This window comes from Actinacidiphila sp. bgisy160 (assembly GCF_057707815.1).
Window position 1 is genome coordinate 361,173 of record NZ_JBYIQW010000001.1, and the last position, 25,696, is coordinate 386,868.

General features: G+C 71.8%; 27 protein-coding genes and 1 pseudogene. 17 read left to right on the forward strand and 11 right to left on the reverse strand.

The window, feature by feature from the left end; translation table 11 throughout:
• Positions 1 to 113 precede the first annotated feature (113 nt).
• From metG to AC3EUJ_RS01725, 4 genes are all read left to right on the forward strand, one after another.
• On the forward strand, positions 114 to 1,841 hold the full coding sequence (gene metG / locus AC3EUJ_RS01710; RefSeq protein WP_431959039.1) for a methionine--tRNA ligase: 1,728 nt from the start codon (positions 114 to 116) through the stop codon (positions 1,839 to 1,841).
• Complete coding sequence (locus tag AC3EUJ_RS01715) at positions 1,841 to 2,386, forward strand: hypothetical protein (protein ID WP_431959040.1); 546 nt, start codon at positions 1,841 to 1,843, stop codon at positions 2,384 to 2,386. The genes metG and AC3EUJ_RS01715 overlap by 1 nt, the downstream gene beginning before the upstream one ends.
• A 71-nt stretch (positions 2,387 to 2,457) precedes the next feature.
• Positions 2,458 to 2,724, forward strand: coding sequence for a hypothetical protein (locus AC3EUJ_RS01720; protein ID WP_431959041.1), 267 nt, complete (start codon positions 2,458 to 2,460; stop codon positions 2,722 to 2,724).
• The gene (locus tag AC3EUJ_RS01725) at positions 2,721 to 3,116 is read left to right on the forward strand and encodes a type II toxin-antitoxin system VapC family toxin (RefSeq protein ID WP_431959042.1); all 396 of its coding nucleotides are present in this window, start codon (positions 2,721 to 2,723) and stop codon (positions 3,114 to 3,116) included. The genes AC3EUJ_RS01720 and AC3EUJ_RS01725 overlap by 4 nt, the downstream gene beginning before the upstream one ends.
• Positions 3,117 to 3,219: 103 nt before the next feature.
• On the opposite strand, the gene aspS is transcribed toward AC3EUJ_RS01725, so the two are convergent.
• The gene (gene aspS / locus AC3EUJ_RS01730; RefSeq protein ID WP_431959043.1) at positions 3,220 to 4,989 is read right to left on the reverse strand and encodes an aspartate--tRNA ligase; all 1,770 of its coding nucleotides are present in this window, start codon (positions 4,987 to 4,989) and stop codon (positions 3,220 to 3,222) included.
• A gap of 409 nt (positions 4,990 to 5,398) precedes the next feature.
• Between aspS and AC3EUJ_RS01735 the strand changes: the two genes are divergently transcribed.
• From AC3EUJ_RS01735 to AC3EUJ_RS01745, 3 genes are all read left to right on the forward strand, one after another.
• Positions 5,399 to 5,857 (forward strand): SseB family protein, encoded by a 459-nt coding sequence (locus AC3EUJ_RS01735; RefSeq protein ID WP_431959044.1) that lies wholly within the window; start codon positions 5,399 to 5,401, stop codon positions 5,855 to 5,857.
• A gap of 105 nt (positions 5,858 to 5,962) precedes the next feature.
• Positions 5,963 to 6,916: a pirin family protein gene (locus tag AC3EUJ_RS01740; RefSeq protein ID WP_431959045.1), complete on the forward strand. Its 954-nt coding sequence runs from the start codon at positions 5,963 to 5,965 to the stop codon at positions 6,914 to 6,916.
• A 232-nt stretch (positions 6,917 to 7,148) separates the two neighbouring features.
• Complete coding sequence (locus AC3EUJ_RS01745) at positions 7,149 to 7,388, forward strand: DUF397 domain-containing protein (protein ID WP_431959046.1); 240 nt, start codon at positions 7,149 to 7,151, stop codon at positions 7,386 to 7,388.
• 22 nt (positions 7,389 to 7,410) lie between these two features.
• Here AC3EUJ_RS01745 and AC3EUJ_RS01750 read toward each other — a convergent pair whose 3' ends face one another.
• Positions 7,411 to 7,896: an ATP-binding protein gene (locus AC3EUJ_RS01750; protein WP_431959047.1), complete on the reverse strand. Its 486-nt coding sequence runs from the start codon at positions 7,894 to 7,896 to the stop codon at positions 7,411 to 7,413.
• Positions 7,897 to 8,089: 193 nt separating this feature from the next.
• Between AC3EUJ_RS01750 and AC3EUJ_RS01755 the strand changes: the two genes are divergently transcribed.
• Together AC3EUJ_RS01755 and AC3EUJ_RS01760 are read left to right on the forward strand one after the other, a co-directional pair.
• Positions 8,090 to 8,959, forward strand: coding sequence for a helix-turn-helix domain-containing protein (locus AC3EUJ_RS01755; protein WP_431959048.1), 870 nt, complete (start codon positions 8,090 to 8,092; stop codon positions 8,957 to 8,959).
• 142 nt (positions 8,960 to 9,101) lie between these two features.
• Entirely contained in the window at positions 9,102 to 9,449 is a 348-nt protein-coding gene (locus tag AC3EUJ_RS01760) for an STAS domain-containing protein (protein ID WP_431959049.1), read from the forward strand.
• A gap of 24 nt (positions 9,450 to 9,473) precedes the next feature.
• On the opposite strand, the gene AC3EUJ_RS01765 is transcribed toward AC3EUJ_RS01760, so the two are convergent.
• The gene (locus AC3EUJ_RS01765; protein ID WP_431959050.1) at positions 9,474 to 9,896 is read right to left on the reverse strand and encodes a CBS domain-containing protein; all 423 of its coding nucleotides are present in this window, start codon (positions 9,894 to 9,896) and stop codon (positions 9,474 to 9,476) included.
• A 119-nt stretch (positions 9,897 to 10,015) separates the two neighbouring features.
• On the opposite strand from AC3EUJ_RS01765, the gene AC3EUJ_RS01770 reads away from it, so the two are divergent.
• Positions 10,016 to 10,285 (forward strand): DUF1876 domain-containing protein, encoded by a 270-nt coding sequence (locus tag AC3EUJ_RS01770; protein WP_431959051.1) that lies wholly within the window; start codon positions 10,016 to 10,018, stop codon positions 10,283 to 10,285.
• A gap of 16 nt (positions 10,286 to 10,301) precedes the next feature.
• On the opposite strand, the gene AC3EUJ_RS01775 is transcribed toward AC3EUJ_RS01770, so the two are convergent.
• Both AC3EUJ_RS01775 and AC3EUJ_RS01780 read right to left on the reverse strand, forming a co-directional pair.
• Positions 10,302 to 11,486: a magnesium and cobalt transport protein CorA gene (locus AC3EUJ_RS01775; protein ID WP_431959052.1), complete on the reverse strand. Its 1,185-nt coding sequence runs from the start codon at positions 11,484 to 11,486 to the stop codon at positions 10,302 to 10,304.
• Between the two features lie 92 nt (positions 11,487 to 11,578).
• The gene (locus tag AC3EUJ_RS01780) at positions 11,579 to 12,331 is read right to left on the reverse strand and encodes a TetR/AcrR family transcriptional regulator (protein ID WP_431959053.1); all 753 of its coding nucleotides are present in this window, start codon (positions 12,329 to 12,331) and stop codon (positions 11,579 to 11,581) included.
• Positions 12,332 to 12,395: 64 nt separating this feature from the next.
• Between AC3EUJ_RS01780 and AC3EUJ_RS01785 the strand changes: the two genes are divergently transcribed.
• The 4 genes from AC3EUJ_RS01785 to AC3EUJ_RS01800 all read left to right on the forward strand — a co-directional run bounded on the left by AC3EUJ_RS01785 (position 12,396) and on the right by AC3EUJ_RS01800 (position 18,946).
• Entirely contained in the window at positions 12,396 to 13,385 is a 990-nt protein-coding gene (locus tag AC3EUJ_RS01785; RefSeq protein ID WP_431959054.1) for an ATP-binding cassette domain-containing protein, read from the forward strand.
• Positions 13,382 to 14,203 carry an ABC transporter permease gene (locus tag AC3EUJ_RS01790; RefSeq protein ID WP_431959055.1) on the forward strand — a complete coding sequence of 274 codons (822 nt, stop codon included), beginning with the start codon at positions 13,382 to 13,384 and terminating at the stop codon, positions 14,201 to 14,203. Before AC3EUJ_RS01785 ends, AC3EUJ_RS01790 begins: the two co-directional genes overlap by 4 nt.
• A gap of 321 nt (positions 14,204 to 14,524) precedes the next feature.
• A complete protein-coding gene (locus AC3EUJ_RS01795; RefSeq protein ID WP_431959056.1) occupies positions 14,525 to 17,065 on the forward strand; it encodes a SpoIIE family protein phosphatase in 2,541 nt (846 codons plus the stop codon).
• Positions 17,066 to 17,287: 222 nt separating this feature from the next.
• On the forward strand, positions 17,288 to 18,946 hold the full coding sequence (locus AC3EUJ_RS01800; protein ID WP_431959057.1) for a glycosyl hydrolase family 18 protein: 1,659 nt from the start codon (positions 17,288 to 17,290) through the stop codon (positions 18,944 to 18,946).
• Positions 18,947 to 19,023: 77 nt separating this feature from the next.
• On the opposite strand, the gene AC3EUJ_RS01805 is transcribed toward AC3EUJ_RS01800, so the two are convergent.
• Both AC3EUJ_RS01805 and AC3EUJ_RS01810 read right to left on the reverse strand, forming a co-directional pair.
• Positions 19,024 to 20,484, reverse strand: coding sequence for a cellulose binding domain-containing protein (locus AC3EUJ_RS01805; protein WP_431959058.1), 1,461 nt, complete (start codon positions 20,482 to 20,484; stop codon positions 19,024 to 19,026).
• A gap of 171 nt (positions 20,485 to 20,655) precedes the next feature.
• Positions 20,656 to 20,916, reverse strand: coding sequence for a hypothetical protein (locus AC3EUJ_RS01810; RefSeq protein ID WP_431959059.1), 261 nt, complete (start codon positions 20,914 to 20,916; stop codon positions 20,656 to 20,658).
• A 9-nt stretch (positions 20,917 to 20,925) separates the two neighbouring features.
• Here AC3EUJ_RS01810 and AC3EUJ_RS01815 point away from each other — a divergent pair, with 9 nt between their 5' ends.
• Positions 20,926 to 21,075 (forward strand): hypothetical protein, encoded by a 150-nt coding sequence (locus tag AC3EUJ_RS01815; protein ID WP_431959060.1) that lies wholly within the window; start codon positions 20,926 to 20,928, stop codon positions 21,073 to 21,075.
• Between the two features lie 18 nt (positions 21,076 to 21,093).
• Here the strand turns inward: AC3EUJ_RS01815 and AC3EUJ_RS01820 are convergent, their stop codons facing one another.
• The 4 genes and pseudogenes from AC3EUJ_RS01820 to AC3EUJ_RS01835 form a co-directional block, all read right to left on the reverse strand.
• Positions 21,094 to 21,855, reverse strand: coding sequence for an energy-coupling factor ABC transporter ATP-binding protein (locus AC3EUJ_RS01820; protein ID WP_431959061.1), 762 nt, complete (start codon positions 21,853 to 21,855; stop codon positions 21,094 to 21,096).
• Positions 21,843 to 22,604, reverse strand: a complete 762-nt coding sequence (gene cbiQ / locus AC3EUJ_RS01825; RefSeq protein ID WP_431959062.1) for a cobalt ECF transporter T component CbiQ — start codon at positions 22,602 to 22,604, stop codon at positions 21,843 to 21,845. Before cbiQ ends, AC3EUJ_RS01820 begins: the two co-directional genes overlap by 13 nt.
• 1 nt (position 22,605) lies before the next feature.
• A pseudogene (locus tag AC3EUJ_RS01830) lies at positions 22,606 to 23,621 on the reverse strand (energy-coupling factor ABC transporter permease).
• A 127-nt stretch (positions 23,622 to 23,748) separates the two neighbouring features.
• Positions 23,749 to 24,312, reverse strand: a complete 564-nt coding sequence (locus AC3EUJ_RS01835) for a histidine phosphatase family protein (protein WP_431959063.1) — start codon at positions 24,310 to 24,312, stop codon at positions 23,749 to 23,751.
• A 297-nt stretch (positions 24,313 to 24,609) separates the two neighbouring features.
• Between AC3EUJ_RS01835 and AC3EUJ_RS01840 the strand changes: the two genes are divergently transcribed.
• Complete coding sequence (locus tag AC3EUJ_RS01840) at positions 24,610 to 24,831, forward strand: CbtB domain-containing protein (RefSeq protein WP_431959064.1); 222 nt, start codon at positions 24,610 to 24,612, stop codon at positions 24,829 to 24,831.
• A gap of 16 nt (positions 24,832 to 24,847) precedes the next feature.
• The gene (locus tag AC3EUJ_RS01845) at positions 24,848 to 25,615 is read left to right on the forward strand and encodes a CbtA family protein (protein ID WP_431959065.1); all 768 of its coding nucleotides are present in this window, start codon (positions 24,848 to 24,850) and stop codon (positions 25,613 to 25,615) included.
• Positions 25,616 to 25,696: the final 81 nt, after the last annotated feature.

Genomic DNA, 25,696 nt, shown 5'->3' on the forward strand with positions numbered 1-25,696 from the left:
CGGTTGTCCGCATGCCGGGAAAGGCGAACGGGTGGACCTTCACGGTCGGATACGATATTGACGGTCCGTAGAGGAAATCCTCACCCACAGTAGCGACTTGGGAGCAGCCGGCAATGGCTCGACACCTCATCACCAGCGCCCTTCCGTACATCAACGGGATCAAGCACCTGGGCAACATGGTGGGGTCCATGCTCCCGGCCGACGTCTACTCCCGGTACCTGCGCCAGCGCGGCCACGAGGTCCTCTACATCTGCGCCACCGACGAGCACGGCACGCCGGCCGAGCTCGCCGCGCAGGAGGCCGGGCTGCCGGTCGACGAGTTCTGCGCCCAGCAGCACGACGCGCAGAAGGCGGTCTACGACGGCTTCGCCCTCTCCTTCGACTACTTCGGCCGCAGCTCCTCGTCGCAGAACGTGGAGATCACCCAGGCCATCGCGCGCGAGCTGAAGCAGAACGGCTTCATCGAGGAGCGCGCCATCCGCCAGGTCTACTCCCTGGACGACGAGCGCTTCCTGCCCGACCGGTACATCGTCGGCACCTGCCCGCACTGCGGCTACGACAAGGCCCGCGGCGACCAGTGCGAGAACTGCACCCGTGTCCTGGACCCGACCGACCTGATCGACGCGCGCTCGGCGATCAGCGGCAGCAGCCGGCTCGAGGTCCGCGAGACCAAGCACCTCTTCCTGCTCCAGTCCAAGCTCTCCCACGAGGTCGAGGCCTGGGTCGACGAGCACGGCAAGGACTGGCCGACGCTCGCCTCCTCCATCGCCCGAAAGTGGCTGACCGAGGGCCTCCAGGACCGCGCCATCACCCGCGACCTGGACTGGGGCGTGCCGGTGCCGGCGGACACCTGGCCGGACCTGGCGGCCGAGGGCAAGGTCTTCTACGTCTGGTTCGACGCCCCGATCGAGTACATCGGCGCCACCAAGGAGTGGTCCGACGCCGCCCCCGAGGGCGAGGAGCGCGACTGGCGCTCCTGGTGGTACGACGTCGACACCGACGTCCGGTACACCGAGTTCATGGCCAAGGACAACGTTCCCTTCCACACCGTGATGTTCCCGGCCACCCTGCTGGGCACCCGCGACAAGTGGAAGAAGGTCGACTTCGTCAAGGCCTTCAACTGGCTGAACTACTACGGCGGCAAGTTCTCCACCTCGCAGCGGCGCGGCATCTTCACCGACGCCGCCCTGGAGATCCTGCCCGCCGACTACTGGCGCTACTTCCTGATGGCGAACGCGCCCGAGTCCGACGACACCTCGTTCACCTGGGAGCACTTCGCGGCCTCGGTCAACAAGGACCTGGCCGACACCCTCGGCAACTTCGTCAACCGCGTGCTGTCCTTCTCCCGCAAGCGCTTCGGCGACGAGGTGCCGGCGGGCAAGGAGGCGGGCGAGGCCGAGCGGCGCCTGGGCGAGCAGATCGCCGAGCTCCTCGCGGAGTACGAGCGCCACATGGAGGACCTGCAGTTCCGCAAGGCCGCGCAGGCGCTGCGCGCGCTGTGGAGCGCCGGCAACTCCTATCTGGAGGAGAAGGCTCCCTGGCTGGAGATCAAGACGGACGCCGACGGCGCCGCCCTGACCCTGCGCACCGCCATGAACCTGATCCACCTCTACGCGGTGATCTCCGAGCCGTTCATCCCGGCCACGTCCGCCGCCATGCGCGGGGCCTTCGCCCTGAGGGACGACACCGCCGTGTGGGCCACCCCGGAGGAGGCCCGCGCCCTGGCCGCCGTCCCGGCCGGTACCGCGTTCACCGTTCCGCCGGTGCTCTTCGCCAAGATCACCGACGAGGACCTGGACGCCTACCGCGAGCGCTTCGGCGGCGAGCCCGAGGCGGCCTGATGCCCACCGCCGCGAGGGGCAGATCCCCGCTGGTGCTCATTCTGGCGGTGGGCCTGACCCTGGTGGTCGTGGTGGCGGGGGTGATCCTCGCGGTGTCCCTGACCGGCTCGGGCGACCGCCGTTCCGGGGCGGCCCCGGGTGCGGACGGCGCGTGCCGGGGCAGCAACGTCACGCTGGCGAAGGCCGCCGGGCGTTTCGGCCTGCGGCTGCCGGACGGCCCGCAGGACGTGCACTACCTCGCGGAGACCGGCGGGCTGTCCGGCGAGTACAACCTCGAACTGCGCTTCCGCACCACCGCCGCCGGCCTGAAGCAGTTCCTCTCCGCCTCCGGCTTCGGCGCGCTCGGCTCCGACGTGCGAGCCCTGCGCGTGGGCGAGCCGCCCGCCGACCCGTGCCGCCGCGCCGCCGGAGGACTGGAGCGCGCCCGCTACGCCGGTGACCACGCCCCCGCCGCCGCGGACCACGGCGCCTACAGCCGCGGCGTCGCCGTGGACGACAGCGACCCGGCCCGCCCCGTGGTCGCCCTCGTCGCCCTGGACGGCTGACCGGCGCGGCCGGCCGTCGTCTCGCCAGGCGCTTGCATGCACATATGCATGCAAGCGTGCACAGTGTCCGTATGGTTGCTCTCCAGATCCGTGACGTACCCGAGGACCTTCGCGACCGTCTCGCGGCCATAGCGGAGGAGCGCGGCCAGTCGCTTCAGGCGTACCTGCTCGACCTCGTGCGCGACGAGGTGCGGCGCAGGGACAACCTGGCCGTTGTCGAGCGGTTCTCGAGGTCTGCGTACGGCACCCGGCTTGCCGAAGGCGACGTCACGGACGTGTTGCGTACGGCGAGGGCAGAACGGGACGCGCAACTCGGTGTGCCGGAAGGCGACGAGTGATCGTCGTCGATGCCTCGGTCTTCGCCTTCTCGCTCCTGGACGAGGGCACGACCGGCGAGCGTTGCCGAAGCGCCCTGGCCGCGGACGACCGCTGGATCGCGCCGCAGCACTGGACGATCGAGGTGATGTCCGTGATCCGGGGCAGTCTGCTCGGTGGCAAGATCACGGCCGGCCATGCCGCGGACGCGGTGGAGGCACTCTGCGGGCTCGACCCCGTCGTTCCGATGACCCGTGTTCTGCTGCCCCGCGTCTGGGAACTGCGGGGCGACCTCACCGCGTACGACGCGGCGTACGTGGCCGCTGCGGAGGCGTACGGCTGCCCGCTCCTGACCACCGACGGGCGGATGGCCCGAGTTTCCGGCATTCGCTGCGCGGTCGAGGTCGTCGGCTGACGGCGGGTCGGCCCGACGGGACGGCACCGGAGACGGGCAGACGCCGATGGGCCCGGAACCGAACGGTTCCGGGCCCATCGGCGTCATGCCGTGCGGGCGGGCGTCAGGCCTTCTTCTCCGGCGGCAGCCGCAGCGCGAGGTGCAGTTCCTTCAGCCGGGCCTCGTCGACCGTGCTCGGCGCGCCCATCAGCAGGTCCTGGGCGTTCTGGTTGAGCGGGAAGGCGATGGTCTCTCGGATGTTGGGCTCGTCCGCGAGCAGCATGACCATCCGGTCGACGCCGGGGGCGATGCCGCCGTGCGGGGGCGCGCCGAAGTGGAAGGCGCGGAGCATGCCGCCGAACTCGTGCTCGACGGTCTCGCGGCTGTAGCCGGCGATCTCGAAGGCCTTATACATGATCTCGGGCTCGTGGTTCCGGATCGCGCCCGAGGACAGCTCGACGCCGTTGCAGACGATGTCGTACTGCCAGGCCAGGATGTCCAGCGGGTCCTTGGTCTGCAGCGCCTCCAGGCCGCCCTGCGGCATGGAGAAGGGGTTGTGCGAGAAGTCGATCTGGCCGGTGTCCTCGTTCTTCTCGAACAGGGGGAAGTCGACGATCCAGCAGAAGCGGAAGACGTCCTCCTCGAACTGGCCGGCCCGCTTCGCGGCCTCGACGCGGACGGCGCCCATGATCTTGGAGACCTCGTCGAACTCGCCGGCGCCGAAGAAGATGGCATGGCCGGGCTTGGCGTCGACCGCTGTGAGCAGCGCCTTGACGTCGTCCTCGGTGAGGAACTTGGCGATCGGGCCGGTGAGCGTCAGATCGTCGCCGACCCGCACCCAGGCCAGGCCCTTGGCGCCCTGCTCGACGGCGTAGTCGCCGAGGTTGTCGAAGAACTTGCGCGGCTGGTCCGCGGTGTCCGGCACGGGCAGGGCGCGGACGTGCTTGCCGGCGAAGGCCTTGAAGCCCGAGGCGGCGAAGATGTCGGAGACGTCGACCAGTTCCAGCTTGGCGCGCAGGTCGGGCTTGTCGTTGCCGTACTTGACGAAGGCCTCACGGAAGGGGATCCGCGGGAAGGGCGAGGTGACGTGGCGCCCGTTGCCGAACTCCTCGAAGAGGTCGGTCATGACCTTCTCGATGACCGCGAAGACGTCCTCCTGCTCGACGAAGCTCATCTCGATGTCGAGCTGGTAGAACTCGCCCGGCGAGCGGTCGGCGCGGCTGTCCTCGTCGCGGAAGCAGGGCGCGATCTGGAAGTAGCGGTCGAAGCCCGCGATCATCAGCAGCTGCTTGAACTGCTGCGGGGCCTGTGGCAGCGCGTAGAAGGTGCCGGGGTGCACGCGGGAGGGCACCAGGAAGTCGCGGGCGCCCTCGGGCGAGGTCGCGGACAGGATCGGGGTGGCGAGCTCGTTGAAGCCGAGCGCCGTCATCTCACGCCGCAGGAAGCTGATGACCTGGGTGCGCAGCATGATGTTGCGGTGCATGCGCGCGCGGCGCAGGTCGAGGAAGCGGTGGGTGAGCCGGGCCTCCTCGTTGGCGTTGTCCTCTGGGAAGACCGGGAACGGCAGCTGGTCGGCGGCGCCGAGCACCTCCAGCTCGGTGACCTCGACCTCGATCGCGCCGGTGGGCAGATCGGGGTTGAGGTTCTCCTCCGAACGGGCGACGACGCGTCCGTCGACGCGGAGCACCGACTCCTTGGACTGGTGACTCAGGGCCTCGTACGCGGGCGAGCCGGGACGGGCGACGAGCTGGACCACCCCGTAGTGGTCCCGGAGATCGACGAACAGGATGCCGCCCAGATCCCGGCGATTGTGCAGCCAACCACTCAGGCGCACTTCCGCGTCTACGTCGGTGGCGCGCAGCTCACCGCAGGTGTGGGACCGGTACCGATGCATCGTTCATCCAAGTCGTCTGATTTCGGGGATGAGGCCTCCCCAGTCTACGGGGGTACGCGCGCCCGACCCCATTCGGATGAAAGCCACGAAAAACCAGAAACCATGCGAATACGCGTCGAGGGCGCGCCGGCCGCGCTCGGCGCGGGCGTCCGGCGCCGGGACAGCGCCACCGGCACGGTGGAGCTCGACGCCATGAGCCCGGGCCGATGGCGCTTCCGCCCCGGACGCAGTAAGTCCACTCGGGGGTGACCCGGGCCCGGTTTCAACGCCCGCGACCACATGGACATGTCGGCGGCGGTCACCCTGGCGCCCGTCGCGGGCACCTCTTCCGCCGGGCGAGGGCAAGGCGATCCGGTTCGAACTCCACGAGGCTCCCGTGGCGGGCCGGCGGCCCGATACGCTGTGTGCCGTGTACGGCTACGACCAGAACGGGATGGCAGGGGCCGCGCCGCCGATGGGCGGAGCGCCGATGGGCGGGGCACCGATGGGTGCGAGCTACCCCGAGCCGTCGCCGCCCTCGCTGGCGGACGCGGTGCGCGCGTTCACGACGGGCTCGATGTCGGCCGAGGACTTCCAGGCGGTCTTCGCCACGTCCAAGGTCTACTGCCCGCGCGGCGACAACCCCGGTTTCCTGGCGCTGCACGACACGCAGCAGCCCGTGATCCCCATGTTCTCCTCGCTGAAGCAGTTGCGCCGCTACGCCGGCAAGGAGTCCAAGTACTTCGTGATCACGGGTGCCGAGGTGCTGGACCTGCTGCCGACCGGCTACGGCTTCGTGCTGGACATGGAGGGCGAGCACCGGATGGTGTTCGACGCGAAGGCGGTCGAGCAGATGGTGGAGTTCACCATGCGGCGGATGTACGGCTGATCCAGCCGCCACCCCACGGAAACCGGACAAAGGCCGGGGAACGGTTGCGGGAAGTTCAGCGTTCAACTATGTTGAACGTTGAACAATCCGAGGAGGATCCTGGCCATGCCTGCAGTGACCGTCGAGAACCCGTTGAGCCTGCCGCGCGTCCACGCCCCCGCCGACGCGGTACAGCGGCGTGCGCTGCAGGTCACCACCGCTCCGAGCGGCTTCGAGGGGGAGGGCTTCCCCGTCCGCCGTGCCTTCGCGGGCATCGACTACAAGAACCTCGACCCGTTCATCATGATGGACCAGATGGGTGAGGTGGAGTACGCGCCCGGCGAGCCCAAGGGCACTCCCTGGCACCCGCACCGCGGCTTCGAGACCGTCACCTACATCATGGACGGCGCCTTCATCCACCAGGACTCCCACGGCGGCGGCGGCACCATCACCGACGGCGACACCCAGTGGATGACGGCCGGCAGCGGCCTGCTCCACATCGAGACCCCGCCCGAGGCGCTGGTGATGAGCGGCGGCCTCTTCCACGGGCTGCAGCTGTGGGTCAACCTGCCCGCCAAGGACAAGATGATCGCGCCGAAGTACCAGGACATCCGCGGCGGCAACGTCAAGCTGCTGGCGTCCGAGGACGGCGGCGCGCTCATCCGGATCATCGCCGGGGACATCGACGGCCACCAGGGCCCCGGCGCCACGCACACCCCGATCACCATGCTGCACGTCTCGGTGAACCCGGGCGCCCAGCTCACGCTGCCCTGGCGCGCGGACTTCAACGCCCTGGCGTACGGCCTGTCCGGCCGCGGCACCGCGGGGCCGGAGGGCCGGCCCTTCCGTATGGGGCAGGCCGTCGTCTTCGGGCGCGGCGACTCCCTCACGATCCGTGCCGACGAGTCCCAGGAGACGCGCAGCCCCAACTTCGAGGTCGTCCTTCTGGGTGGGCTGCCGATCCGTGAGCCGATGATGCAGTACGGCCCGTTCGTGATGAACACCCACGCCGAACTCGCCCAGGCCTTCGACGACTTCAAGGCGGGCCGACTCGGCACCGTGCCCGCCGGTCAGGAGTGACCGCAACGGCTCCGGGTCTCTTCGGCATCAAACGGCCCCGTCCGGGAATCCGATTCCCGGACGGGGCCGTCGCATGCGGTGGGAGCAATTCCGTGGAGCGGTTCGTTGGCTCTTCATTGGCCGCTGAATTCACCCTGAGTGACTGCACGTGCACTTGCACGTGCAGATGCACGTGACTTCGTCTCTGGCTATCATCTCCCCTGTCCTGCAAGGTACTTACCTGGAGAGAAGCATGCGCCACACGTACAACGGCATGGCCGCGTCCGATCTCCGCGGAGTGGAGTGGCAGAAGAGCCGGCACAGCAATGCGAACGGTCAGTGCGTGGAGCTGGCCGCGCTTCCGGACGGGGACGTGGCCGTGCGCAATTCACGTTTTCCGGACGGACCGGCGCTGATATATACGAAGGAAGAGATTGAATCCCTCATCGTGGGGATGAAGAACGGGGAGTTCGATCATTTTGTGGTGAACTGACCACGGTCGTCCCCGGTACGGCTCAATGTGACGGGCCGTCGTTCTGCCCGGGCATGCGGAAGAGCGCCCAGACGACTTTCCCCGTGCCGGTCAGGGGATGCCAGCCCCAGGTCTCGCTGAAGGACTCCACCAGATGCAGCCCGCGCCCGGATTCGGCCACGAAGTCGGGGGCCTTGGCGACGGGCCCGTGGCTGCTGGGGTCGCGCACCGCGCACACTACGCGCGTTGACCATCGGACGAGGCTCAGCCGCACGCACCCGTGGGCCGCGCCTTCGGGGAGTGCGTAGCGCAGGGCGTTGGTCACCAGTTCCGAGGCGACGAGTTCGATGCCGTCCTGGAGCTCTTCGAGGTCCCAGGCGTGCAGTGTCGTCCGCGCGAATCTTCGTGCGTCGCCGACCGCCTCGTAACGCGGCGGCAATGGGCAGGAGGTGGCGCTCGACGACGAAAGGCGCTCCGGAACCAGCCCGTCCCATAAGGGCTGCACCCCGGCCGAGCTCTCAGTCCACATGCGCACCACCCGGTATCGGCACGTACGTCATCGTCCCGTACGGCCGGTTGCCGATGCAAGGGGCGGATGCACGTGCATTTGCATGACGCGGGGCTGTTGGTGCGGGAGTGACGATCGAGAGTGACCGATCGAGTACTGAACGCAGCGCGGAGATGGCAGACTGCTGGATGCCACGGGGAGAAGGTAGGCGCAAATGACCACAGTGCAGTCAGGAAGCGGATCCATGGTGCGCCGCATCCTCCTGGGCTCGCAGCTGCGCAGGCTGCGCGAAGCGCAGGGCATCACCCGTGAGGCCGCGGGCTATTCGATCCGCGCGTCCGAGTCGAAGATCAGCCGCATGGAGCTCGGGCGCGTGAGCTTCAAGGAGCGCGACGTGGCCGATCTGCTCACCCTCTACGGCATCACGGACGACGTTGAGCGCACGGGCCTGCTCGGGCTGGTGCGCGAGGCCAACGTCGCCGGCTGGTGGCACGGCTTCGGCGACGTCCTGCCGGCGTGGTTCCAGACGTACGTGGGCCTGGAGGAGTCCGCCTCGGTCATCCGTTCCTTCGAGACGCAGTTCGTGCACGGCCTGCTGCAGGCCGACGACTACAGCCGCGCCGTCATCGAGCTGGGCCATCCGGACGCACCCAGGGACGAGGTGGAGCGCCGGCTGGACCTGCGGCACAAGCGGCAGAAGCTGCTCACCTCGGAGCTCGCCCCGCAGATCGTGGCCGTGATGGACGAGTCCGTGGTGCTCCGCAGGTTCGGCGGGCGGGAGGTGATGCGGGCTCAGCTCGCGCACCTGGTGGAGGTCTCGCAGCAGCCGAACGTGACGGTGCAACTGCTGCCGCTGGAGTTCACCGGGTACTCCGCGGGTGCCAGCGGCACCTTCACCCAGCTGACCTTCCCGGAGTCGGACGTCCCGGACGTCGTGTACGTGGAGCAGCTCACCGGGGCGATGTACATCGACAAGCGCGAGGAGGTCGACCAGTACCGCGCGGTCATGGCCAAGCTTCGCGCGGACTGCCTCTCCCCGGAGGCCACCCGGGACCGGCTGAACGCCGTCCTCCGGGGCATCTGAGCACACCCCGGCGGCAACGCCGGGTGCCGCTCCATCACCGCCCTGAACTGGGACTTTGCAGCTTTTCACAGGTCTCACTCGATCGAGTGAAGTGGACCTTGACGCATTGGTCGGCTCATCGGCTCGGTGATCTCATGCTGCGGTGAGCCCGTACCTGCGTACCCACACGATCGACGGGTGCGTCGTGGTGGAACTCAGCGGCGAGATCGACATCGTGGCGGCGATGGAGATCACCCCGCTGCTCGACGCGCTGACCCGCGCCCCAGGCCCGGACCTCGTCGTCGACCTGGGCCCCGTCGACTTCATCGACTGTTCCGGGCTCGCCGCCCTGTGCCGGGTGCGCAGCCGGGTCCGCGGCCACGGCGGGCAGGTGCAGTTCGTCTGCGCCCGGCCCTCGACCCTGAGGATCCTGCGGGCCACCGGGCTGATGCACGCCTTCCGGCCGGTGCCGAGCGTGGACGAGGCGCTCGCCCGGATCGGGCGGCCGTGACCGCCCCGTCCACACGGCCGCGGGTCAGTCCGAGCAGACGGCCGAGACGAACTCGGCGACCCGGTCCCGCGGCAGGTGCCGGGCCACGTCGGCCTCGCTGATCATGCCGATGAGACGGTGTGCGGGATGGTCGATCACCGGCAGCCGGCGCACCCGGTACTCCTCCATCAGTTCCAGCACCCGTTCGATCCGCTCGTCCCCCTCGATGATCTGCGGCCGGCCCATGGCCAGCTCGCCGCAGGAGACCTCGGACGGGTCGCGACGCTCGGCGACGCACCTCAGCACGATGTCCCGGTCGGTGAGGATGCCGACCAGCACGTCGTCGTCCCCGCAGATCGGCAGCGCGCCGATGTCCTGCTCGCGCATGATCCGGGCCGCGTCGGTGAGGCTCTCCCGCTCGCCGACGCACATGGCGCCGGGATGCATGATGTCCAGTGCGGTGGTCATGACGGCGCCTCCTTGTGGCGTGGGCCGATTTCCTTTGGCTCCATCGTCACCCTGGTGGAGTAGTTCCGCGATAGGGAGCACGCTGGAAGGAGACACCGGACCGCTGGAGGTGTTCCGTCATGCAGACCCTCGTCGGATGGCACATCGAGATGGACTTCCGGGAGGAGGGCGCACGGACGAAGGCCGCCGCGCTGCTCCGCCTCCCGGACGGCACGGAGGTCAGGTCGCACGGCCACGCCAGCCGGCACCCCTCGGACCCCGATCAGGAACGGGTCGGCGAGGAACTCGCGGCGGCCAGGGCGCTCAACGATCTCGCCCGTCAGCTCCTCGGCAAGGCGGCGCACGAGATCGAGGAGGTCACCCACGTGCCGGCGCATCCCAGGATCTGAGCCCGCCGGGCCCCTCTCACAGCCAGCCGCGCCGTTTGAAGACCAGGTAGAGACTGACGCAGACCACGCTCATCAGCAGGATCGCGAAGGGGTACCCGAGCAGCCAGTGCAGCTCGGGGATGTGGTCGAAGTTCATGCCGTAGATCGTGCCGACGAGTGTGGGCGCGAAGAGGATGGCGGCCCAGGCGGAGATCTTCTTGATCTCCTCGTTCTGCTCGAAGCCGGCCTCCGCCAGCGCCCGCATCTCGGCGTTCTGCTGCTGCGCGACGAGCGTCGCGTTGAGGGTGAGCAGGTCGGCGAGGGCCTGCCGGAAGCCGTCCACCCGCTCGATGGTGTGCGTGACGTGGTCGGCGACGTCGCGCAGGTAGCGCTGCAGCTCCTCGTCCGTCCCGTACTTCACGAAGCCCGCCTGCAGGCCGTCCAGCATCGGGACGAGCGGGCGGGTGGCGCGCTGGAACTCCAGCACCTCCTGGGAGAGCTCGTAGATCCGGCGGGAGACCTGGGGGTCACCGCCGAAGACCTGGATCTCGCTCTCCTCCATGTCCTTCTCGACCCCCGCGACGACCGGTGCGTACCCGTCGACGACCGTGTCGAGTATCGCGTAGAGGACCGCCTCGGGCCCCAGCGTGAGCAGCTCCGGGTTGCTCTCCATGCGGCGCCGCACGGCGGACAGGTCGGGGGCCGATCCGTGGCGGACGGTCAGCACGAAGCCGGGGCCGACGAAGATGTGCAGCTCCGCGAAGTCGACCTCCTCCGGTGCGTCCAGGTAGCGGGCGGCGCGGAGGACGACGAAGAGGGTCTCGCCGTAACGCTCCAGCTTGGGGCGCTGGTGGGCCTGGATCGCGTCCTCCAGGGCCAGCGGGTGCAGGTCGAACTCCTTGGCCAGCGAGACCAGCTCGGCCTCGCTCGGCCGGTAGAGCCCGATCCACGCCATCGCGCCGGGTTCGGCGCGCAGCTGCGCGTACGCCTCGGCGAGCGAGGAGGGCGTCGAGATGCGCCGGCCGTCGCGGTACAGGGCCGCGTCCATCACGCTGCTCACGGCGACGGCCGCGGCGTCCGCGATCCGCGGCTCCAGGGGGACGTCCCCCTCCCCGGCCGGAAGCGCGGAGGGGACCGGGCGGGCCGTCGTCCTCGCCGCCCTGGCCTTCTCCTTCGCCGAGTTCCTCAGTGCGCGCAGGGCTCGCAGTCGACGCCCGGACACCGGCAGCACCCCCTCTTTCGGGCCTTGCGAGCAGGGTAGCCCGCGAGCCCGCCCGCGGAGCGGCCGCAGCGCACCCGGTCCCGGCCGCGGGGTCAGGCGCCCCGGCCCCGTTCCTCTTCGCCGGTGCCGCGCCCGTACGCGTCCAGGATCCGGCCGATCGTGCGCTCGAACCAGGCGTCCATGTCGACGGCCGGGCCCGCCTGCGCCAGCGCCGCCGCCAGGCGCGGGTACGCGCCCCCGTCGATCCGGTCCGTCAGGTACGCCATGCGGGCGGCCTGTTCTTCCAGCGGTGTCCACGGCAGGGCGCGGCTGCGCTCCTGCGTGGCCACTTCGTTGCCGACGTACGTCATGACGGCGCCGTGGACCATCGCCAGCAGTTCCATCTTGGTGGCGTCGTCCTCGTCCAGGCTCTCCAGGGCCGCGAGGCAGTGCTCCAGGTAGCGCAGGCCGTTGGGGCTGAAGCCGTGGACGGAGGTGTACAGCCGCGGCACCCACGGGTGGCGGCGCAGCAGGTCACGGCTCGCCCGGGCCAGTGCCATCAGGTCCGCGCGCCAGTCGCCGGAGGGCTGCTCGGGGAGTTCGTACTCGCCGGTGACGGCGTCGACCATCAGCTCGTGCAGGTCCTCCTTGCGGGGCACGTAGTTGTAGAGCGACATCGTTCCCGCGCCGACCTCGGCCGCCACGCGCCGCATCGACACCGCGTCGATGCCCTCGGCGTCGGCGATCCGGACCGCGGCCGCGGCGATCTCGGCCCGGCTGTGGGCGGGTCGCGGGCCTCTGGCCGCCCGTTCGGGGCGGGTCCAGATCACCTCGGGGGCGGGGGGCCGCCCGGTGCTGGCTGGCATCGGTCATCACCTCGTTCACCATGGTAGTTACGTACGGTGTACGTAGTGGGGTATGGTGCTGCGCATGGAAACCACGTACGCTGTACTCAGTGAGGGCCTGGAGAAGGGCTTCGGCGAGGTGCGCGCCCTGCGCGGACTGGATCTGGCGGTGCCGGCGGGAAGCGTCTGCGGGCTGCTCGGGCCGAACGGGGCGGGGAAGACCACGGCTGTGCGGCTGCTGACCACATTGCTCGTCCCCGACGCGGGCACCGCGTGGGTCGCCGGGCACGACGTGGTGCGGGAGCCTGCGGCGGTGCGCCGCGCCATCGGCGTCACCGGTCAGGAGGCCTCTTTGGACGAGGAGCTGTCCGGCCGGGAGAACCTGCGGCTGTTCGCCCGGCTGCAACGGCTGCGCGGCGCCCCGGGCCGGGCGCGGGCGGACGAACTCCTGGCCGGGGCGGGTCTGGAGGACGCCGCCGACCGGCCCGTGCGCGGCTACTCCGGCGGCATGCGACGGCGCCTCGACCTCGCGGTGAGCCTCCTCGCCCGGCCCAGGGTGCTCTTCCTCGACGAGCCCACCACCGGGCTCGACCCGACCGCGCGGGAGGACGTCTGGCGGGCGGTGCGCTCGCTCGCCGACGAGGGCACGACGGTGCTGCTGACCACGCAGTATCTGGAGGAGGCCGACCGGCTCGCCGACGACATCGCCCTGGTGGACGGGGGCCGGGTCACCGCCCGCGGCACCCCGGCTGAGCTCAAGGCCCGCATCGGCTCCTTCGCGGAGGTCGTGGTGGGCGAGGCCGGTGCGGTGGCCGGCGCGGCCGTCGTCCTGCGGTCGCTGACAGGCGCCGAGCCGGTGCTGGACCACGGGCGGCGCAGGGTCGGGGTGGTGACCGACGACCCGGCGCTGACGCTGCCGCGCATCGTGCTCGCCCTGGACGCGGCCGGCGTCCCCCTGGTGGACGCGAGCCTGCGGCCGCCCACCCTCGACGAGGTGTTCCACCGGCTGACCGGCGGTGCCGCCCCGCTCCTGACCGCCCCGTCCGGCGCTCCCGTGAAGGAGGAAGCCGCATGACCACGCTCGCGCGACAAGGGGAGGGCGGCGCCCTGGCCGACGGGATGGCGATGCTCGGCCGCCATCTGCTGCGGGTGCGCCGGGCACCCGGGCTTTTCGTCCTCACCCAGGCGATGCCGCTGATCCTGCTGCTCTTCTTCGGCTACGTCTTCGGCAGCGCGCTCACCCTCCCCGGGGACGCCGGGTACCGCTCCTACCTCCTGCCGGGGCTGTTCACCGCGGTCGCGGCCGGCGGGCTCATGACCGGGATGATGCAGGCCGCCCAGGACGCGCAGCGCGGGGTGACCGACCGCTTCCGTACCCTTCCGATGAGCCGGGCCGCGGTGCCGTTCGGCCAGGCGGCAGCCGACGTGCTGGTCACCGCCGCCGGGCTGGTGCCGCTCGCCCTGGTGGGGTGGGCCGCGGGCTGGCGCGTCGAGGCGGGCCCGGGCCCGGTGCTCGGCGCGTACGGCCTGCTGCTGCTGTTCCGCTTCGCCACCTGCTGGGCCGGGATCCACCTCGGGCTGCTGCTGCGCGACGAGGAGGTCGCGGCGCAGCTCGGCAGTGCCACCTTCGTCCTGCAACTGGTCTCCGGCGCCTATGTTCCCACCTCCGGCATGACGGGCCGGCTGCGCGCCGTCGCCGAGTGGAATCCGCTCAGCGCGGTGGCCGCCGCCTGCCGCGGGCTCTTCGGCGGACCGGCCGCCCGGCTGGCCGACGCCCCGGGCGCGGCCTGGCCCATGGCCCATCCCGTCGCGGCCTCGGCCGGCTGGTCGCTGGCGCTGCTCGCGGTCTTCGTCCCCCTGGCGATACAGCGGTACGCACGCGGCGGGCGCTGACCGGGGCCGACGAGTAACCTGATTCGCGGGGGACACGGGGGCCGTACTCCGGAGGTCTTGATGGACGTCCCGGCGCTCTTCGGCCGGTTTCTCCTTGCGCCGCCCGCCCTCGCGGCGGCCGTAGGCCGCCCCGAAAATCCTTCCCCGCCGGGGACTCTTCCGAAGCCGTCCGCCCTGCCCTCCCGTGCCGGCCACGAGCCCGGGCAGGCATCCGGCCCGCTCTTTGTCTTCCCGTGACGCCGTGAGCGGCGTTCGCCGAGGGGGAAGAACAAGAACGGTGAGCGGAGCGTAACGTTGCGGGCGGATACGGAGTGGCTGGCCATGGGGACTCCCGAGGAACGCGTGGACGCGGGCGTGGCGGACGCCGTCACGTTGCTGCTCGACGCCGAGGGACGCCTGCTGAGCTGGCCGGCCGCCGCCGAGCGGCTGCTCGGCCGGCGCGCGGTGGACGTCCTCGGCACCCCCGCCGTCGACCTGCTCGCCCCGGAGGACGCAGCGCGTCCGCCGGAGATCGCCGAGCGCTGCGGCACCGAGGGCGGCTGGACGGGTGTGCTGCGGCTGCGCCGTGACGACGGCATGAGGGTCACGCTGGGCGTACGGGTGGCCGGGCTCCCGGAGGGGATCGGCGGCTCGCCCGTCCGCTGGATGGTCCTGGCGGCGGAGTCCCGCAGCACCTCCCGCTCCACGGCGTCGGGGATGACCGCGGCGATGTTGGAGCGGATCGTGGGCCAGACGCCGATCGGGCTGGCCGTGGTCGACACCGACCTGCGCTGCGTGTGGGCGAACGCGGCACTGGAGCGCTTCGGCGGCGGCCCCTCACAGGGGCGGCTGGGGCGCCGGCTCGGGGAGATCCAGCCGGGGCTGAACGCGACGGTCCTGGAGGCGCAGATGCGCCAGGTCCTGGAGACCGGCGTGCCGCTGATCGACTACGAGCACGTCGGGCGGTTCCGCACCGACCCGCGCCGCGAGCAGGCGCATTCGATGTCCTTCGTGCGCCTGGAGGACGAGCACGGCGTCCCGGTGGGCGTCTGCTACTCCGTGGTCGACATCACCGACCGCTGGCGGGCCCGGCGGCGGCTGTCGCTGCTGGACCGGGCGAGCGAGCACATCGGCCGCACCCTGGACGTGATGCACACCGCGCAGGACTTGGCGGACGTGGTCGTGCCCGACCTCGCCGACTACGTGGCCGTCGAGTTGCTGGAGGCGGTCATCAAGGGCGCGGAGCCGCAGCCGGGGCCGCTGGGCGACGCGGTCACGGTACCGCTGCGCCGCGCCGGGATGCGCACGGCACGGCAGGGTGAGCCCGAGCCGGCGTTCGGCATCGGGGCGGTCTCCGCCTATCAGGAGGACACCCCGCCCATCCGTAGCCTGACCGACGGCACCTCCTGGCTCAGCTCCCGGCTGGACCCGCTGGGGCTGGAGTGGGCCGCCGGCCCGGCCGGCGGCCGCGCGCTCCACTTCGGCGAACTCGGCATGCACACGGCGATGGTGGTGCCGATCCGTGCCCGCGGGGTCACCCTCGGCGTGGCCCTTTTCTTCCGGGTGCGCCGCGCCGACCCCTTCGACGAGGAGGACCTGTGCCTGGCGGAGGAGGTCGTGGCCAGGGCCGCGGTCTGCCTGGACAACGCGCGCCGCTACACCCGCGAGCGGGACGCCGCCCTCGTGCTGCAGCGCAGCCTGCTCCCGCACACCTTCCCGCCCCAGGACGCGGTGGAGGTCGCCACCTACTACCGGCCGGCCGACGAGTTGTCGGGCGTGGGCGGCGACTGGTTCGACGTCATCCCACTGTCCGGGGCGCGGATCGCGCTCGTGGTGGGCGAGGTGGTGGGCCACGGCATCGAGGCGGCCGCGACGATGGGCCAGCTGCGTACGGCGGTGCGGACCCTGGCCGACCTCGACCTGCCGCCGGAGGAGCTGCTGGCGCACCTGGACGACCTGGTCGTCCAGGTCGCCCGGGAGTCCGGGGAGTCCGCGACCGTGGGGGTCGGCGGCAGCGCGCTGGGGTCGAGCTGTCTGTACGTGACGTACGACCCGGTCAGCAGACACTGCGTCATGGCCAGCGCCGGGCATCTGCCGCCCGCCGTGCTCAGGCCGGCCGGCGAGCGGTGCGGGGCCGAGGGCGGGGCGGCCGTCCGCTTCCCCGAGCTGACCATCGGCCCCGCGCTGGGGCTGGGCGGACTGCCCTTCGAAGCGGCCGAGTTGCAGATGGAGGAGGGCAGCGTCCTCGCGCTGTACACGGACGGCCTGATCGCCCCGGCGGAGGGCGGGAGTGACCCGCAGGACAGCGGGCGGAGCCGGCTGCGGGCCGCTCTGGAGGCCGAGGGCCTGCCGCTGGACGCGCTGTGCCGCAGCGTCGTCGACGAACTGGCCCCCGCCCGCCCGCACGACGACGTGGCGCTGCTGCTGGCCAGGACCCACTGCCTGGACATCGGCCGGGTCGTCTCCTGGGACCTGCCCACCGACCCCGCCGTGGTCGGCCGGGCCCGCGAGCTGTCCACCCGGCAGCTGGAGGACTGGGACCTGGGCGATCTCGCCTTCACCACCGAACTGGTCGTCAGCGAGCTGGTCACCAACGCGATCCGGCACGGTTCCGGTCCGATCCGCCTCCGGCTGATCCTGGAACGGGCGCTGATCTGCGAGGTCTCCGACGCCAGCAGTACCTCACCGCACCTGCGGCACCCCCGTACCACCGACGAGGGCGGCCGCGGGCTGTTCCTGATCTCCCAGTTCGCCCAGCGGTGGGGCACCCGCTACACGGACGACGGGAAGATCATCTGGGCCGAGCAGTTCCTCGACGGGCACGCTCCCGACGCCGGCATCGGCATCGGCATCGACACGATCACCGTGAGCGGACCGGGCTGAGGCCGGGCCCCGCCACACGCGCTTTCTTCGTTCACCTGTACGCCCCGGCCCGTCGCCGGGGCGTTGTGCTCCAGGTTGAGGGGCCCGGGATGGTCCAGACCTATTGACCATCTGGTCCAGACCTTTCTACCCTGCCAGGGAACTGTGGTGGGCATGACATGGAGTCAATCGCCCGCCAGGCGGCACTGGTTTCCCCGTCGGCCCCCACTCGAGGAGCACCCCTTGAGCACTGGAGACACCCCACTCACTCCACGCACCAGACGCATCAGGACCACAGCCGCCGCGGGACTCACCGCGCTGCTGCTCCCGTTCGCCGCGCTCGTCGGCCTGGCCACGCCGGCCCATGCCGCGGGTACCACCGCCACGTACACCAAGACCCAGGACTGGGGCACGGGGTTCGAGGGCAAGTGGACGATCACCAACAGCGGTTCCTCGTCCATCAGCAGCTGGACCGTCGAGTGGGACTTCCCCGCCGGCACGTCGGTGACCTCGGCGTGGGACGCCGACGTGACCGGCTCCGGCACCCACTGGACCGCCAGGAACAAGAGCTGGAACGGCACGCTGGCCCCGGGCGCCAGCATCAGCTTCGGCTTCAACGGCGCGGGTGGCGGCAGCCCGAGCGGCTGCAAGCTCAACGGCGGCTCCTGCACCGGCGGCGGTGACCCGACGCCCACGCCGACCCCCACTCCCACCCCGACCCCGACCCCGACCCCGACCCCGACGCCCACCCCGACCCCGACGCCGACCCCCACCGGCCCCGCGGGGAACAAGATCCGCCTCGGCTACTTCGCCGAGTGGGGCGTCTACGGCCGCAACTACCACGTCAAGAACCTCGTGACCTCCGGCTCGGCGAGCAAGCTGACCCACATCAACTACGCCTTCGGCAACGTCACCAACGGCCAGTGCGCGATCGGTGACTCCTACGCCGACTACGACAAGGCCTACACCGCCGACCAGAGCGTCGACGGCGTCGCCGACACCTGGGACACCGGCGCTCTGCGCGGCAGCTTCAACCAGCTGCGCAAGCTGAAGAAGCAGTACCCGAACATCAAGGTCCTCTGGTCGTTCGGCGGCTGGACCTGGTCCGGCGGCTTCGGCCAGGCGGCCGCCAACCCGACCGCCTTCGCCAACTCCTGCTACAACCTGGTCGAGGACCCGCGCTGGGCCGACGTCTTCGACGGCATCGACATCGACTGGGAGTACCCGAACGCCTGCGGTCTGTCCTGCGACACCAGCGGGGCCTCGTCCTTCAAGACCCTGATGTCCGCGCTGCGCGCCAGGTTCGGCTCCAACAACCTCGTCACGGCGGCCATCACCGCCGACGGCACCAACGGCGGCAAGATCGACGCCGCCGACTACGCGGGCGCCGCCCAGTACGTCGACTACTACAACGTGATGACGTACGACTACTTCGGCGCCTTCGACGCGGACGGCCCGACCGCCCCGCACTCCCCGCTCACCTCCTACAGCGGCATCCCGGTCGCCGGCTTCTACTCCGACGCGGCGATCCAGAAGCTGAAGAGCAAGGGCATCCCGTCGAACAAGCTCAACCTGGGCATCGGTTTCTACGGCCGCGGCTGGACCGGCGTCACCCAGTCCGCCCCGGGGGGCTCCGCGACCGGCGCCGCTCCGGGCACCTATGAGGCGGGCAACGAGGACTACAAGGTCCTCAAGAACACCTGCCCGGCCACCGGCACCGTCGCGGGCACCGCGTACGCGCACTGCGGCAACAACTGGTGGAGCTACGACACCCCGTCGACCATCGCGGGCAAGATGACCTACGTGAGGAACCAGGGCCTCGGCGGCGCGTTCTTCTGGGAGTTCAGCGGCGACACCAGCAACGGCGAGCTGATCACCGCGATCGACAACGGTCTCAGCTAGGCGTCAGGAGCAGGGCCGTACGGGCCGGAGGGGCGGGGTCGTGACCGCACCTCCGGCCCGGTCGCGTCCGGGACGCGTCAGCCGGTGGCGCAGGACGCGCCGTCGAGGGTGAAGCCCGAGGGCGGGGCGGAGACACCGGGCCGGGTGCCGACCAGCCCGAAGGTGACCGAGTCACCCGCCCGCAGCGACCGGTTGTAGTCCTTGGCCCGGGCGGTGACCGTTCCGCCGTGCTGGGAGAAGTCGGCGTCCCACATCTGCGTCACCCGCCGGCCGTCGGAGTACCTCCAGCCGAGCGTCCAGTCGCCGAGGTCCCTGCGGGTGGTCAGGGTGACGGCGGCCTGGAAGCCGTCGTACCACTGGTCGGTCACCTCGTAGGTGATCGTGCAGGACGGCGCGGGCCGCGCCGGGGCGTGGTGCGCGGGCGGCGCGGCTGAGGACGGCGCGCGACCGGCGGCGGGGATGGTGTGCTCGGCGGCGGAGGGCTCGATCTCCTCGGGGAACGGCGCGCTCTCGGCGGGCTCCGGTGCCCCGGAGGCACCGGACGCGCCCGGTGACGGCAGCGGGGGGAAACCGGGACCGTCCGGGGCGGCGCCGCCCTTGCCGCCCTGGGCCGTCGGCGCGGCCTGGGCGGACCTGGGGGCGGAGTCGTCGGCGGTGACCAGGGCCGTCAGGCAGATCACGGCGGCCAGTGCCGCGACCGCGCCGGCCACGGCCGCCCTGCCCCCGGGTATCCGGCTCCCCGCACGCGCGGCCCGCCGCGACGGTGGGGCCGGAACGGCACCACGGCCGGCCGCCCGGCGCCGGGCCGCCAGGTAGGCGGGGCCGGCCCAGCCCAGCACCCCCTCGGCCAGCGCCTCGGCAGGACCGCCGCCGAGCGGGGTCAGGCACATGGCCGCCCGCGCGCACTCGGCGCACCCGCGCAGGTGCCGGCGCAGGTCCTCGGGGGCCGCCTCGACGGGCATCCGGGTGGCCGCGTCCAGCAGCCGGGCGTAGCCCTGGCATGCGTCGGAGGGCGGTTCCTCCTGGTGGGCGCGGAGACAGCGGTCCCGGAAGCCCTCGCGGGCCCGGTCGGCCTCCCGTTCCGCGGCGGCGACGCCGACGCCCAGCGCGCGGGCGGTCACGGCCACGGGACGGCACTCGACCTCGGTGGACCACAGCAGTGCCGCGTCCGCCTCCGCCATGTCCCGCAGCCCACGCAGGGCCAGCGGCTCCGGGCGCGGTGTCCTGCCCCGGCGCGCGGCGCGTTCCGCGTTGAGCCAGATGCGGAACTCCGGCTGCAGGCTGTCCCCCTCGCCCCTGGCCTGCCAGTCCGCGGCGGTGTCCCGTACGGCGGTCAGCAGTCGCGGCAGTGTCGGCAGCCCGGGCGCGAACGCGTGGTCCATCGCGTCGGGCGCCTGGTCCAGGCCCCGGTCGAAGGCGTCGGCGGCCAGTCGTCCGCCGTCCTCGGGGGAGAGCGTGCACAACTGGGCGAAGCACAGCACTTCCGCCCAGTACTCGGACAGCGGGACGGCCTCGGGGACCGGGGCTGCGGCAGTCATCGGGCGGTGAACCAACCCTTCGGCGTCGGGAGGCGGCTGCGCCTGCGCCTGGTGGTGCGGGGAGCCTTTCACGCTTTCCACACAAGTAGCAAGGCGTGACTTCGTTTGCCGATGGGGTAGTTGGGGCGTGAGCGAGGATGTCCGCCGCTGCGCGGTCGTGAACGCCGGGGATCAGTCGCGGTGGACGAAGCGGGCGGCGACCGAGAGGACCGCGGCGCCCTTGATCACGCCCATCCGGTTCCACGTGAGGCCGACGCCGGCCCGGTCGACCTCCGCTTCGGCGGTGAGCCCGACGGCGTCGGCGCAGGAGGTCCCGACGTGGCCGGTGAGGGCGAGCGGGCGGGTGGTGCGGCGGACGGTCGGCTGCCTTCGACGGAGAGGGTGCCGTCGTCGGCGGCGGCGGTGACCCGGTGGGCGGTGCTGACCGGACAAGGCCCACGGGTGGCGATGACGGCGGCCCTCACGCCGGCCGACGCGCTGCGCGACCGCGTGGTCGGGCCCTTCGGCGGCGCGGAGCGCTTCTACGCCCTCACGGGCGCGCTCACCGCCGTCGACCCGGAGCCGCCGTCGCGGCCCCCGTGCGGAGGCTGAGGCTCGGGCCCTGAGGGCTCAGGCCCGGACGGTGACCGAGCGGGGGTCGAAGCCGTAGGGCAGCTCGAGGCGGTGGGCGCGCATCAGCGCGTCGTCCGACAGAAGCTCCTGGGTGCGGCCGTCGGCCACGACGGTGCCGCCGCTGAGGACGACCGAGCGCGGGCACAGCTCCAGGGCGTAGGGCAGGTCGTGGGTGACCATCAGGACCGTGACGTCCAGCGAGCGCAGGATGTCGGCGAGTTCGCGGCGGGAGGCGGGGTCCAGGTTGGAGGAGGGCTCGTCCAGGACGAGGATCTCCGGCTCCATGGCGAGGACGGTCGCCACCGCCACACGGCGCCGCTGGCCGAACGAGAGGTGGTGCGGGGGCCGGTCGGCGAACTCCGCCATGCCGACCCGCTCCAGCGCCTTGCGGACGCAGGCCTCCAGCTCGGCGCCGCGCAGACCCGCCGCGGCCGGGCCGAAGGCGACGTCCTCGCGGACGGTGGGCATGAAGAGCTGGTCGTCCGGGTCCTGGAAGACGATGCCGACCCGGCGCCTGACCTCGGCCACGTTCCTGCGGTCGCCGACCGGGAGTCCGGCGACAACCACGGAGCCGACGCCGGCCTCGAGGATGCCGTTGAGGTGCAGTACGAGGGTGGTCTTGCCCGCGCCGTTGGGGCCGAGCAGGGCGACCCGCTCGCCGCGCGCGATGGTCAGATCGACGCCGAACAGCGCCTGGTGGCCGTCGGGGTAGGCGTAGGCGAGGCCCTTGACCTCGAGCGAAGGTGTCACAGGAACCATCCCATCAGGCAGACCAGCAGCGCGGCGGCCGGGAGCGCGGCGGCGTACGACCACTGGGCGCGTGAGGCCGTCACCTCGTCGATCACCGGCATGCTGCCGGCGTAGCCGCGGCTGACCATGGCCAGGTGGACGCGTTCGCCGCGTTCGTAGGAGCGGATGAACAGGGCACCCGCGGACTTGGCGAGCACGCCCCAGTGGCGCGGGCCGCGCGCCTCGAAGCCGCGCGAGACGCGGGCGACGCGCATCCGGCGCATCTCGTCGGTGATGACGTCCCCGTACCGGATCATGAAGGAGGCGATCTGCACCAGCAGCGCCGGCAGCCGCAACCGCTGCAGGCCGAGGAGGAGTTCGCGCAGCTCCGTGGTGGAGGCCAGCAGCACGGAGGCCGCGACGCCGAGGGTGCCCTTGGCCAGGATGTTCCAGGCGCCCCACAGGCCGTTCACGCTGAGGGACACGCCCAGCACCTCGGTGCGCGGTCCCTCGGCGACGAACGGCATGAGGAAGGCGAAGGCGACGAAGGGCACCTCGATCAGCAGCCGCCGCAGCAGGAATCCGGCCGGGACGCGCGCCACGACGGCCACCGTGGCCAGCAGCACCGCGTACAGGCCGAAGGCCCACATCGCGGTGCGCGGGGTGGAGACCACCACCAGGACGAAGCAGAAGACCGCGGCGATCTTGCACTGCGGGGGCAGCGCGTGCACCGGTGAGTGGCCGTGCCGGTAGAGCCGGTGGGCGTGTCCCGCGCCCACGCTAGGCCTTGTCCGTCTGCGGGCGGCGGCGGACGACCCAGAAGACGCCGGTGCCGAGCACGAGGGTGGCGCCGACGCCGATCACACCGGCGAGTCCGCCGGAGAGCCGGGCGTTGCCGACGTCCTTGGTCCGGTAGTCCGCCAGCGGGGAGTCCTTGGCCGCGTGGTCCTCGGCCCTCTTGTCGATGCCGTGGTCCGCGGCGACCTTCTCCAGGCCGTCCGGGCTGGACGAGGCGTAGTAGCTGACGAACCCGGCGAGCACCAGGGCGGCGATCAGTCCGGCGATCCACAGCGGCCGTACGCCGCCGCGCCTGGGGGTGTCGGTCACGGCCGCCATCAGACGGTCGCCTCCTTGAGTTCCAGCGGGCGGCGCAGGTCACGGGCGCCGTGGACGAGGTCGGGGCGGACGGCGGCGACGGCGCCCACCGTCGCCGCGGTGATCACCGCCTCGCCGACGCCGATCAGGACGTGCACGCCGACCATCGCGGTGAAGACCTTGCCGAGCGAGACGTCGGTCGTCCCGCCCAGCGCGTAGATCCCGGTGAAGGCGACCGCCGCCGCGGGGACGGAGAGCAGGGCCGCGACGAAGGCCGCGCCCGTCACCCCGCCGCGCCCGCGTGGCAGCACCTTGACCAGCCCGCGGAAGACGGCGTAGGCGACGACCACGGTCACGACCGCCATGTCGGTGATGTTCACGCCCAGGGCGGTCAGGCCGCCGTCGGCGAAGAGCACACCCTGGATGAGCAGCACCACGGACACGCACAGCACCCCGGTGTACGGGCCGACGAGTATCGCCGCGAGCGCGCCGCCGAGGAGGTGGCCGCTGGTGCCCGCGGCCACCGGGAAGTTGAGCATCTGGACGGCGAAGATGAACGCCGAGACGAGTCCGGCCAGCGGCGCGGTGCGCTCGTCCAGTTCGCGCCGCGCACCGCGCAGGCTCACCGCCACGGCTGCGGCCGCGACGGCACCGGTCGCCACCGACACCGGCGCGTCGATGAATCCGTCGGGTACATGCATGAGGGGAGCTCCAGGTCGGGTCCGGTGCGGGACCGGTCGCGTCAGGTCGGCGAAGTCGAACGCTCAATCATAGGCCCTTATTGCGATCGATTCGCAAGAGCCTACCGACTGCTGGAGCGCACCCTGCTCAGCCCAGTGGGCGTCCCGCCCGCAGGTTCCAGCGTCCGGACCGTCCACTGAATTCCGTCGCTGTCAGCGGGGGCACGTCGATCCGCCAGAAGGCCGCCTCGGGCGTGCCCAGTGCCCGTACCGCGCAGGCCCGGACGATCTCCGGCTCGACGACGGCGAGCACCCGGCCAGGCGTCGCGGCGAGCCCGTCGAGCCAGGCACCGGCCCGGGCGCACAGTTCGCGCAGCGACTCGGCGTCGTGCGGCGCGGCGTCCGGGTCGCAGAGCCAGGCGGCGACGGCCTCCGGCTCCTCGGCGCTCACCTCGGCCAGGGTGCGTCCCCGCCAGCGGCCCAGCGCCCACCCCGCGGGCGCCGTCTCCTCGGCGATGAGACCGAGCGCCCCGGCGGTCGCCCGGCAGCGCGCCGTGGGCGAGACGGGCACCGGTCCCGCGGAGGGCAGGGAACCGGCCAACGCACGGGCGGCGCCGAGGGCGTGCTCGTCCGGCGGCACGTCGTCGTCGAAACGCGCCTCGCGCAACGCCGCGTTCACCACCGGTGAGATCAACATCACCCGGGTCGTCATGCACCCTCCTCGCCCTCCGGCGACCCCGCGTGATCGCCGACATCCCTTTCACCCCCGGCCGGTCGGTCGCACGGGAGCGACGCCCGCGCATACCGGGGCGCACACGTGCGCCCTTGGCCGGATCACCGGTTCGCGGTACCGTCACGACGACATTCACGACGACACGGCGGAAGTCCGGTGCAAATCCGGCACGGTCGCGCCACTGTAAGCCCAGCCCAGCGCCAGGCGAGTCAGACCCGCAGTCGTCCGACGAAGCTCCACCGACCGGGACGCGAGTTCCCACCAGGAGGTCATGCCATGGCGCAGTCCGCCGCCCCGCCGGCCGTTGCCCCTTCCGCCGCCCCCGTGACGCTGCCGATCAGGGCGATCCTGCCCTGGGCGGTCTTCTTCGGCGTCCTGATGCTGGTGCTGCTCTACTTCGTGGGCGCCGAGCAGGGGGCCACATCCCTCCTGTCCGGTGGACACGTCCACGAGTGGCTGCACGACGGGCGCCATCTGCTCGGCTTCCCCTGCCACTGACCGGGGCGCCGCACCGATGAACCCCGTCAACTCCGTCACCGTCAGGCGACTGCTGGTGCGGGGCATGCTGGCCGGCCTCGCCGCCGGCGCGCTCGCTCTGGTCGTCGCCTACCTGCTGGGCGAGTCCCGGGTCGACGCCGCCATCGCGTTCGAGGAGTCGCACGCGCATGGGCACGGCGGCGCCGAACCGGTCAGCCGCGCCCTGCAGTCCACGGCCGGTCTGGCCACCGGCCTGCTCGTGTACGGCGTGGCGCTGGGCGGCATCGCCGCCCTCGCCTACTGCTTCGCCCTCGGGCGGATCGGCCGCGTCGGCCCGCGTCCGACGGCGATGCTGCTGTCGGCCGCGGCGCTGGTCGCGATCCACGTCGTGCCCTTCCTGAAGTACCCGGCCAACCCGCCGGCCGTCGGCGACCCCGGCACCATCGGCGAACGCACCACGCTGTACTTCCTGATGATGCTGCTCAGCGTGCTGCTCGTGGTCGCCGCCGTGATCCTCGGCAAGCGCCTCGCGCCGCGCCTGGGCAACTGGTACGCGACGGTGGCCTCGGGTGCCTTCCTCGTCCTGACCGTGGGGCTCGCGTACGCGTTCCTGCCCGGGATCAACGAGGTGCCGGAGCACTTCCCGGCGGCGCTGCTGTGGCAGTTCCGCCTGGCGGCGCTGGCGATCCAGCTGACGCTGTGGACCTCCTTCGGGCTGGTCTTCGGCCACCTGGCCGGACGCCTGCTGGAACCGGCCGCGTCCACCGCGCGGCGCGGCACCGTGGGCGCGGGTACGGCGGCCTAGGTGTATTGCCCGGTGAGGTTGGGGACGTGGATGTGGCGGGCCCGGAAGCGGTCCGGCAGCGAGGCGAGCGGGCCGAACTTG

Bases quoted from the DNA above. Each gene is read 5' to 3' on its own strand.
- metG (WP_431959039.1), top strand. From the start codon at position 114: ATGGCTCGACACCTCATCACCAGCGCCCTTCCGTACATCAACGGGATC.
- AC3EUJ_RS01845 (WP_431959065.1), top strand. From the start codon at position 24,848: ATGAACCCCGTCAACTCCGTCACCGTCAGGCGACTGCTGGTGCGGGGC.
- AC3EUJ_RS01805 (WP_431959058.1), bottom strand. From the start codon at position 20,484: ATGACTGCCGCAGCCCCGGTCCCCGAGGCCGTCCCGCTGTCCGAGTAC.
- AC3EUJ_RS01750 (WP_431959047.1), bottom strand. From the start codon at position 7,896: ATGTGGACTGAGAGCTCGGCCGGGGTGCAGCCCTTATGGGACGGGCTG.
- AC3EUJ_RS01755 (WP_431959048.1), top strand. From the start codon at position 8,090: ATGACCACAGTGCAGTCAGGAAGCGGATCCATGGTGCGCCGCATCCTC.
- AC3EUJ_RS01740 (WP_431959045.1), top strand. From the start codon at position 5,963: ATGCCTGCAGTGACCGTCGAGAACCCGTTGAGCCTGCCGCGCGTCCAC.
- AC3EUJ_RS01840 (WP_431959064.1), top strand. From the start codon at position 24,610: ATGGCGCAGTCCGCCGCCCCGCCGGCCGTTGCCCCTTCCGCCGCCCCC.
- AC3EUJ_RS01835 (WP_431959063.1), bottom strand. From the start codon at position 24,312: ATGACGACCCGGGTGATGTTGATCTCACCGGTGGTGAACGCGGCGTTG.
- AC3EUJ_RS01795 (WP_431959056.1), top strand. From the start codon at position 14,525: ATGGGGACTCCCGAGGAACGCGTGGACGCGGGCGTGGCGGACGCCGTC.
- AC3EUJ_RS01785 (WP_431959054.1), top strand. From the start codon at position 12,396: ATGGAAACCACGTACGCTGTACTCAGTGAGGGCCTGGAGAAGGGCTTC.
- AC3EUJ_RS01780 (WP_431959053.1), bottom strand. From the start codon at position 12,331: ATGCCAGCCAGCACCGGGCGGCCCCCCGCCCCCGAGGTGATCTGGACC.
- AC3EUJ_RS01790 (WP_431959055.1), top strand. From the start codon at position 13,382: ATGACCACGCTCGCGCGACAAGGGGAGGGCGGCGCCCTGGCCGACGGG.
- aspS (WP_431959043.1), bottom strand. From the start codon at position 4,989: ATGCATCGGTACCGGTCCCACACCTGCGGTGAGCTGCGCGCCACCGAC.
- AC3EUJ_RS01765 (WP_431959050.1), bottom strand. From the start codon at position 9,896: ATGACCACCGCACTGGACATCATGCATCCCGGCGCCATGTGCGTCGGC.
- AC3EUJ_RS01820 (WP_431959061.1), bottom strand. From the start codon at position 21,855: ATGGTTCCTGTGACACCTTCGCTCGAGGTCAAGGGCCTCGCCTACGCC.
- AC3EUJ_RS01770 (WP_431959051.1), top strand. From the start codon at position 10,016: ATGCAGACCCTCGTCGGATGGCACATCGAGATGGACTTCCGGGAGGAG.
- AC3EUJ_RS01720 (WP_431959041.1), top strand. From the start codon at position 2,458: ATGGTTGCTCTCCAGATCCGTGACGTACCCGAGGACCTTCGCGACCGT.
- AC3EUJ_RS01715 (WP_431959040.1), top strand. From the start codon at position 1,841: ATGCCCACCGCCGCGAGGGGCAGATCCCCGCTGGTGCTCATTCTGGCG.
- AC3EUJ_RS01745 (WP_431959046.1), top strand. From the start codon at position 7,149: ATGCGCCACACGTACAACGGCATGGCCGCGTCCGATCTCCGCGGAGTG.